The sequence below is a fragment of the Streptacidiphilus fuscans genome, assembly GCF_015690355.1.
GTDB lineage: Bacteria > Actinomycetota > Actinomycetes > Streptomycetales > Streptomycetaceae > Streptacidiphilus > Streptacidiphilus fuscans.
In genome coordinates this window covers 30,346-37,059 of the sequence record NZ_JADPRT010000028.1, presented here as the reverse complement: position 1 = coordinate 37,059, position 6,714 = coordinate 30,346, and the positions used below count along the sequence as shown (strand labels likewise).

7 protein-coding genes are annotated in these 6,714 nt (G+C 71.1%); 3 read left to right on the top strand and 4 right to left on the bottom strand.

The features are described from left to right. Positions 1–172: 172 nt before the first annotated feature. The gene (locus tag I2501_RS38375) at positions 173–958 is read left to right on the top strand and encodes a response regulator transcription factor (RefSeq protein WP_328806247.1); all 786 of its coding nucleotides are present in this window, start codon (positions 173–175) and stop codon (positions 956–958) included. On the opposite strand, the gene I2501_RS38370 is transcribed toward I2501_RS38375, so the two are convergent. The 4 genes from I2501_RS38370 to I2501_RS38355 all read right to left on the bottom strand — a co-directional run bounded on the left by I2501_RS38370 (position 952) and on the right by I2501_RS38355 (position 5,361). After that, positions 952–1,716 (bottom strand): hypothetical protein, encoded by a 765-nt coding sequence (locus tag I2501_RS38370; RefSeq protein WP_196192951.1) that lies wholly within the window; start codon positions 1,714–1,716, stop codon positions 952–954. The genes I2501_RS38375 and I2501_RS38370 overlap by 7 nt on opposite strands. 106 nt (positions 1,717–1,822) lie before the next feature. Next, entirely contained in the window at positions 1,823–3,661 is a 1,839-nt protein-coding gene (locus tag I2501_RS38365) for a phosphatidylglycerol lysyltransferase domain-containing protein (protein WP_196192950.1), read from the bottom strand. 81 nt (positions 3,662–3,742) lie between these two features. Continuing rightward, positions 3,743–4,675, bottom strand: coding sequence for an SGNH/GDSL hydrolase family protein (locus I2501_RS38360; RefSeq protein ID WP_196192949.1), 933 nt, complete (start codon positions 4,673–4,675; stop codon positions 3,743–3,745). A 188-nt stretch (positions 4,676–4,863) separates the two neighbouring features. Next, complete coding sequence (locus tag I2501_RS38355; protein ID WP_196192948.1) at positions 4,864–5,361, bottom strand: MarR family winged helix-turn-helix transcriptional regulator; 498 nt, start codon at positions 5,359–5,361, stop codon at positions 4,864–4,866. A gap of 114 nt (positions 5,362–5,475) precedes the next feature. Here I2501_RS38355 and I2501_RS38350 point away from each other — a divergent pair, with 114 nt between their 5' ends. Continuing rightward, positions 5,476–6,252, top strand: a complete 777-nt coding sequence (locus I2501_RS38350; protein ID WP_196192947.1) for a methyltransferase domain-containing protein — start codon at positions 5,476–5,478, stop codon at positions 6,250–6,252. 10 nt (positions 6,253–6,262) lie between these two features. Continuing rightward, positions 6,263–6,631: a VOC family protein gene (locus tag I2501_RS38345; RefSeq protein WP_196192946.1), complete on the top strand. Its 369-nt coding sequence runs from the start codon at positions 6,263–6,265 to the stop codon at positions 6,629–6,631. Positions 6,632–6,714 lie beyond the last annotated feature (83 nt).

The following is a 6,714-nucleotide window of genomic DNA, read 5'->3' as shown; positions in this document are numbered from 1 at the left end:
CCGATATGCGGCGGAGCCGCATATCGGTAGCCCCGCGCCCCTGAGTGTTTCCGCTTGCCTCCCTCCAAGGTTCCGTTCGGGTGAACGGTTGACATGAAGGGGTCCGGGCGCGGCGCGCGAGCCTACGCTGGTTGGTGTAGGGGGCCGGTGCTGCGTTGGGGGGAGTGGGGGCGTGGGGCGGATCAGGGTGTTGGTGGCCGATGGTCACCGGATATTCGCGGAGGCGCTGGCGACGGCGATGGCCGCTGAGCCGGATGTGGAGGTCGCGGCGGCTGGGAGCGCAGGCGCGGCCGAGCGGGCGCTGGAGCGGGCTGCCGCGGAGTCGCGCGCGTTCCAGGTGATGCTGGTCGACGCGGACCTCGGCGCGGGCCCCTCCGCCCCGCACGTGCCCGCGCAGCGGCGGCCGCCGAGCGCGTCCGCACCTCCCGCCGCGCCCACGATCACGCCCGCGCCCGTGCCAGCCGCCAGGCAACCCGACGGCATCGCGCTGATCTCGCGCGCCCGCGCCGCCCATCCCGAGCTGCGCGTGATCGTGCTGGCCACCGCCGACGACCCGCACCGCGCGGTCCGCGCGCTGCAGGCGGGCGCGGGCGGCTGGGTCGCCAAGGAGAGTTCGCTCGGGCGGTTGATGGCTGTGGTGCGCGGGGTGATGCGGGACGAGACGCATCTGCCGCCGAGCCTGCTCACCGGCGTGATACGCGAGCTCACCGCCGCCCGCCGGGACCGGACCGAGAGCGAGCGGCTGGTGGAGTCGCTCACGCCGCGCGAGAAACAGGTGCTGCGCTGCATGGTGGCGGGGCTGGGGCGGCAGGCCGTCGCGGATCGGCTGTTCCTCTCCCCGCACACGGTGCGGACGCACATGCAGAACGTCCTCGGCAAGCTCGGGGTCCACTCCACGCTGGCCGCCGTCGCGCTGGCCCGCCGTGCGGGGGTCGGCCCCGTCGACCTGCCTCAGTGAGGTACGCGCGGCCGCAGCAGGCTGTCAGCGCTCTCCACCCCGTCGTCCAGCCCTTCCAGGGCGTGCAGTGCCGCGCCCGTGCGCTGAGCCTGGCGGTGTAGCAGCTCGCTGCCGACGCAGAGGGTGAGCGCGGTGAGGATGGCGACCAGGTGCTCCTGGCCGGCCAGGTTCGGCACGAGCAGGGCCTCGCCCAGCATCGAGCCGCCCACCAGGAGGCCGGTCACGACGGTGCGGTAGCGCCAGGCGATGCAGATCGCGAGGGCGACGACGGCGACGGAGGGGCCGGTGTCGCGGCCGAACTCCGCCGCGTAGGGAAGGCCGAAGAGGCGGCCGTGGCCCATCTCGGTCGCCTGCCGCGCGTACATGGTGGCGGCCACGGTGGACGCGTACGCGATGCCGAGGGTGCGGAGTCGGCCGAGGGAGAGCTCGGCGATGCCGAAGACGACGAGGACCTGTGCCGCCGCGCCCCAGACCGGCAGGTCGGGCGCCGGGACGAAGAGCGAGAGGGGGGTGCGGGCGAGCTCGACGCCCAGCGGGAGCGAGGCGCGGACGACGCCCAGCCGTTCGACGATCCCCGCGCCGGAGGAGGTCCGCTGCCAGAGCTGGAAGAGCACGATGGCCAGGGTTGCGGCCAAGGTCATCGGGATCGCGGGGAAGCCGTTGCGCCGCGCCCCGTCGCGCATGGCTCGGGCCAGCGCGCCCCACTCCCGCTCTGCGGCAGTGCGGACGCCGCTGCGTATCGCTGCTGACCAGGGCATGCGCGCGTCCTCCGGCGGAATGTCTGGTTCATCCACAGAAGTCGTTCTTGTTCCACGTTAAGCCTGGAACACGTTCACCCTGTGGGCCGGAGAGCCGAAAACCGAATCATTCGGACGAAGGAGTTTCGGACGCCGGACCCGGCCGCTCGGCGGGGAGCGCCGGAACGTGCCGCCGCTTGAACAGCGCGGGCAGGCTGGGCGCGTTGATGAAGCCCTCGGCCCGCGCCGAGGCGATGCCGATCCGCGGCAGGTCGCTGGTGCGCTCGAAGAGCAGGTAGCGCGGCTCCCAGATCGGCCGGTACTTGGCGTTCGCCCGATAGAGGGACTCGATCTGCCACCAGCGCGAGAAGAAGATCAGCACCTCCCGCCACAGCCGCAGGATCGGCCCCGCGCCCAGGCGTCCGCCGCGCTCGAAGACCGCCCGGAACATGGCGAAGTTGAGCGAGATCCGCTGCACGCCCAGCTTCTCGGCCTGCTGGATCAGCTCGATGACCATGAACTCCATCAGCCCGTTGTCCGACTCGCGGTCGCGCCGCATCAGGTCCAGCGAGAGGCCCTCGCGCCCCCAGGGGACGAAGCTGAGCAGCGCCCGGAGCTCCTCCTCGCCGTCGTGGCATTCGAGCATCACGCACTGGCCGTCGTCCGGGTCGCCGAGACGGCCGAGCGCCATCGAGAAGCCGCGCTCGGTCTCGCCGTCGCGCCAGTGGTCGGCGAGGCTGAGCAGCGAGTCCATCTCCTGCTCGGGGATGTCGCCGTGCCGCCGGATCCGGACGGTGTACCCGGCGCGTCCGACCCGCTTGTGCGCCTGCCGGACGCCGCGCATGGCGCGGCCCTCCAGGCTGAAGTCCTCGACCTCGACGATCGCCTCGTCGCCCAGCTCCAGCGCGTTGAGCCCGTGCCGGGCGTAGACGTTGCCGCCCTCCTCGCTGGCGCCCATCACGGCCGGGGTCCACGCGTGCACTTCGGCCTGCTCCAGCCACTGGTCGATGGCCCCGGGCCACGCTTCGACGTCCCCGATCGGGTCGCCCGAGGCGAGTGAGACGCCCCCGACGACGCGGTAGGCGACGGCGGCCTTGCCGGTGGGGGAGAAGACCACGCTCTTGTCGCGGCGCAGCGCGAAGTAGCCGAGCGAGTCGCGCTCGCCGTGCCGGTCGAGCAACGCGCGCAGCCGGGCCTCGTCCTCGGGGCAGAGGTACTCCTTGCCCTTGGGGGCGCGGAAGAGCGCGTAGAGGACCAGCAGGAAGAGGATCACGCTCAGCACGTTGATGGCGATGTCGACCCAGTGCGGGATCTGCACGCCCGCGTGCCCGGCACCGGCCGGGGCCAGTGTGTAGACGCGCATGATCGCGTAGTCCATCCGGTCCCAGAAGGTGGAACCGGCGGCGGTGTTGGTGATGGTGACGAGCGCGGTGCCGATCAGGATGCCGACCGCGCCGCCGATGATCAGCGTGCCGAGCGCGAGCAGCGGGTTGGACCGGTCCCCCTTGGCGTGGAACTCGCGTCGCCCGACGACCAGGGCGAGCAGGAAGACCAGGCTGATCGCGGTGGAGACCCAGTTGAAGCCGTGGTCCCTGACGTCGGAGTCGACCGCCATCAACAGGATGACCAGCACGATGTACGCGCCGGAGAGGATCAGGTTGAAGATCCACGCGGCCCGCTTGCCGCGCCGCATCATGATCGCCAGGAACCAGGCCAGCGCGGCCGAGGTGAAGCCCGCCGTCAGCAGGTAGGGCGTGAACAGGTCCCCGGTGTTGTGCTCGGTCACCTGCCGCCGGAAGGGAGCCGAGATGGCACCGAGCAGGTTGAGCGCCGCGGCGATGCGCAGATACCAGACAGCCACCCAGGCGGCTCGCTTTTGCCAGGCCTCACGGTTCTTGCTGGGGGTCTTGTCGCGGGTCGTTTCGCTGGTCTGGGGAGGGTTCTCGGTAGACACGTACGCATCCATCCCGTTCTGGGCGAATCCTCATGATTACACACCAGAACGGGACGAATAGGCGAGCTTTACTGCGTGCGTGGGCCGCTCGGCTCAGCGACGGTGACTGTCACGGAAGACGTCGCGGAACACGCCCGCGATCACCGCGTGACCGGTCGGGGTGGCGTGGATGTCGTGGTACGGCGTGCACTCCCAGGTCCACTCGCAGATCCTGGCCACGTTCAGCGGGACCTGTCCGACGCCGGGCAGGGTCGCCTGGTCGGTGAAGTCGAGCGTGGAGAACGCGGTGGCCACGTCCGCGACGTGGAAGCCGCCCAGCTTCAGGCCGACCTCGATCGCCCCGTTGAGGGCGACGCCCAGGGTGGCCGAGAGCCGTGCGGCCTGCTGCCCGGACGGGCCGGTCAGCCATACCGCCAGGAACGGGTCGTAGTAGTTCATGCCCGCGTACTGCGGCCGCCCGCCGCCGGCCGCGTGCAGCGCCGCGGTGATCTCCGGCACCTGCACCCCGACCGTGGCGATGCCCTTGGCGGCGCAGGCGAGGTCGATCGAGCCGGAGGCGAGGCAGCCGTCGACGTCGTTGGCGCCGATGTCCAGGGTGACGTAGCGGACGTGCCCGCGGTGGGCGCGCAGGAACTGCACGGCGGCGTCGAGCTGTGACGTCGCGCCGGGGTAGCTGCAGATGCCGCCGTCGATCATCGTCTCGGTGGTCTCGCCGCTGCAGCCGAGCTTGATGTGGACCAGGTCCGGGTCGTGCTGCTTGAGCTGGGCGTAGAGCTGGTCGGTGTAGGAGACGTCGGTGTCGTGCCCGACGTTCGGCTGGTACCCGGCGGCGAGGGAGTCGCCGAGCGAGACGTAGTAGTCGGGCTGGCCGTGGTGGTCGGCGGCCGCCGGCTGGGTGCTGAGGTCCAAGGTCGGCGTGTGCGTCGCGGCCGAGGCCGGGCCGGCCAGGCTGAGAGCCAGGAGCGCGGCGCCGGTCACGGCGCCGAGGGTGCGCGCGAGGCGCGGGAGCCTGCTGCGTGCGGACATCGGGCGGTCCCCCCTTCCGGAGACCGCCGGTTGCGGTCCCCGGCAACGGAGTAGACAACCCGTCGGGAACGCCTGGCAATACCTGTGCAGACGGCAACTGACGAGGCGACAGATGGAGGGGAAGATCAAAGGGCCGGACGAGGGCCGGACGACAGGCCCTCAGTTGCCGTACGGCGTAGCGGCTCTGCTCAGTCCGGGTCGTTGTCGAACGGCGCGACCAGCTGGCGCAGCAGCGACGCCAGCTCCTTGCGCTGCCCGTCGGGCAGCTCGGCGAGGATCTGCCGCTCGTGGTCGAGCAGTCCGGCCAGGGCGGCGTCGGCCCGCTCCTGCCCGGCCTGGGTCAGCCGGACCAGCACCCCGCGGCGGTCGTCGGGATCGGGCAGTCGCTGGACCAGGCCCTTGCCTGCCAGGCGGTCGATCCGGTTGGTCATCGTCCCCGAGGTGACCAGCGTCTGCGTCAGCAGCTGGCCGGGGGAGAGTTGGTAGGGCGTGCCGGCCCGGCGCAGCGCGGTGAGCACGTCGAACTCCCACGGCTCCAGCGCGTGCTCGGCGAAGGCCGTACGGCGGGCGCGGTCGAGGTGGCGGGCGAGCCTGCTGATCCGGCTCAGGACCTCCAGCGGCTCCACGTCGAGGTCGGGGCGCTCACGACGCCATGCTGCGACCAGCCGATCGACCTCGTCCTCCATGGTGATCAGTGTAGTCGGATATCTATCGACATGAAGTCTCTTGACATCAAGAATTTCTGGACGGCATGCTAGAAGTATCTTGACGTCAAGATAAATGGAGCGGAGGGGCGACCGATGAACGCCGTCTCGTGGGACCCGAAGCAGTACCTGCGCCACGCCGACCTGCGCAGCCGACCGTTCTTCGAACTCGTCGACCGGGTGCCCACCACCCCGCGACGCGTCGTCGATCTTGGCTGCGGCCCGGGCAACGTCACGATCAGCTTGACCGAGCGCTGGCCGGACGCGACCCTCGTCGGCGTCGACAGCTCACCGGCGATGATCGAGCAGGCCCAACGCGACTTCCCCGAGAGGGCGGCGTTCCGGGTCGGCGACATCGCCACCTACGACCCGGCCGAGGACCAGCCGGACCTGATCCTCTCCAACGCCGCGCTGCAGTGGGTGCCGGGGCACCTCACGTTCTTCCCCGGCTGGATCGAGGCGCTGCCGCAGGGCGGGGTGCTGGCCTTCCAGGTCCCGGGCAACTTCGACCAGCCCTCCCACGCGCTCCTCACCGAACTGCGCAACAGCCCGTGCTGGCGCGACACGGTCGGCGGCCCGCACCGGGCGGCGATCCCCGAGCCCGCGCAGTACCTGGCGACGCTGTCGGCGCTGGGCTGTGTGGCGGACGTGTGGGAGACCACGTACCACCAGGTCCTCCAGGGCGAGCAGCCGATCCTCGACTGGATGCTCGGCACCGGCCTGCGGCCCACCCTCGACCTCCTCCCCGACCCGCAGCAGCGCGAGGCGTTCCTCGCGGAGTACGCGGCACTGCTGGACGCGGCGTACCCGCGTCAGGACTTCGGCACTGTTCTGCCCTTCCGCCGCGTGTTTGCGGTGGCCGTGAAGATGTGAGGACAAGACCATGATCGTTGCACTCGACCACGTCCAGCTGGCCGCGCCTCCCGGCACGGAGGACACGCTCCGGGCCTTCTACATCGACGTCCTCGGCCTGACCGAGATCCCCAAGCCGCCGGTTCTCGCGGCCCGCGGCGGGGCCTGGTTCGCCACGGCGGACGGCTCGGTGCAGATCCACGTGGGGGTCGAGGACCCCTTCGTCCCGGCGAAGAAGGCGCATCCCGCTGTGCGCGTGCGGGGGATCCGCGGGTACGCGGAGGAGATCGCCGCGAAGGGCGCGGAGGTCGTCTGGGACGACAACCTCCCGGGGCACGACCGCTTCTACAGCTTTGACCCGGTCGGCAACCGCATCGAGTTCCTCGAACCGCGGGCTTAGCCGAACGAGACCTCAGGGGCGCGGGGCAGAGCCCCCCCCCCCAGGACCGTTTCAACCTCCCACGCAGCGACCCGGCAGGACAT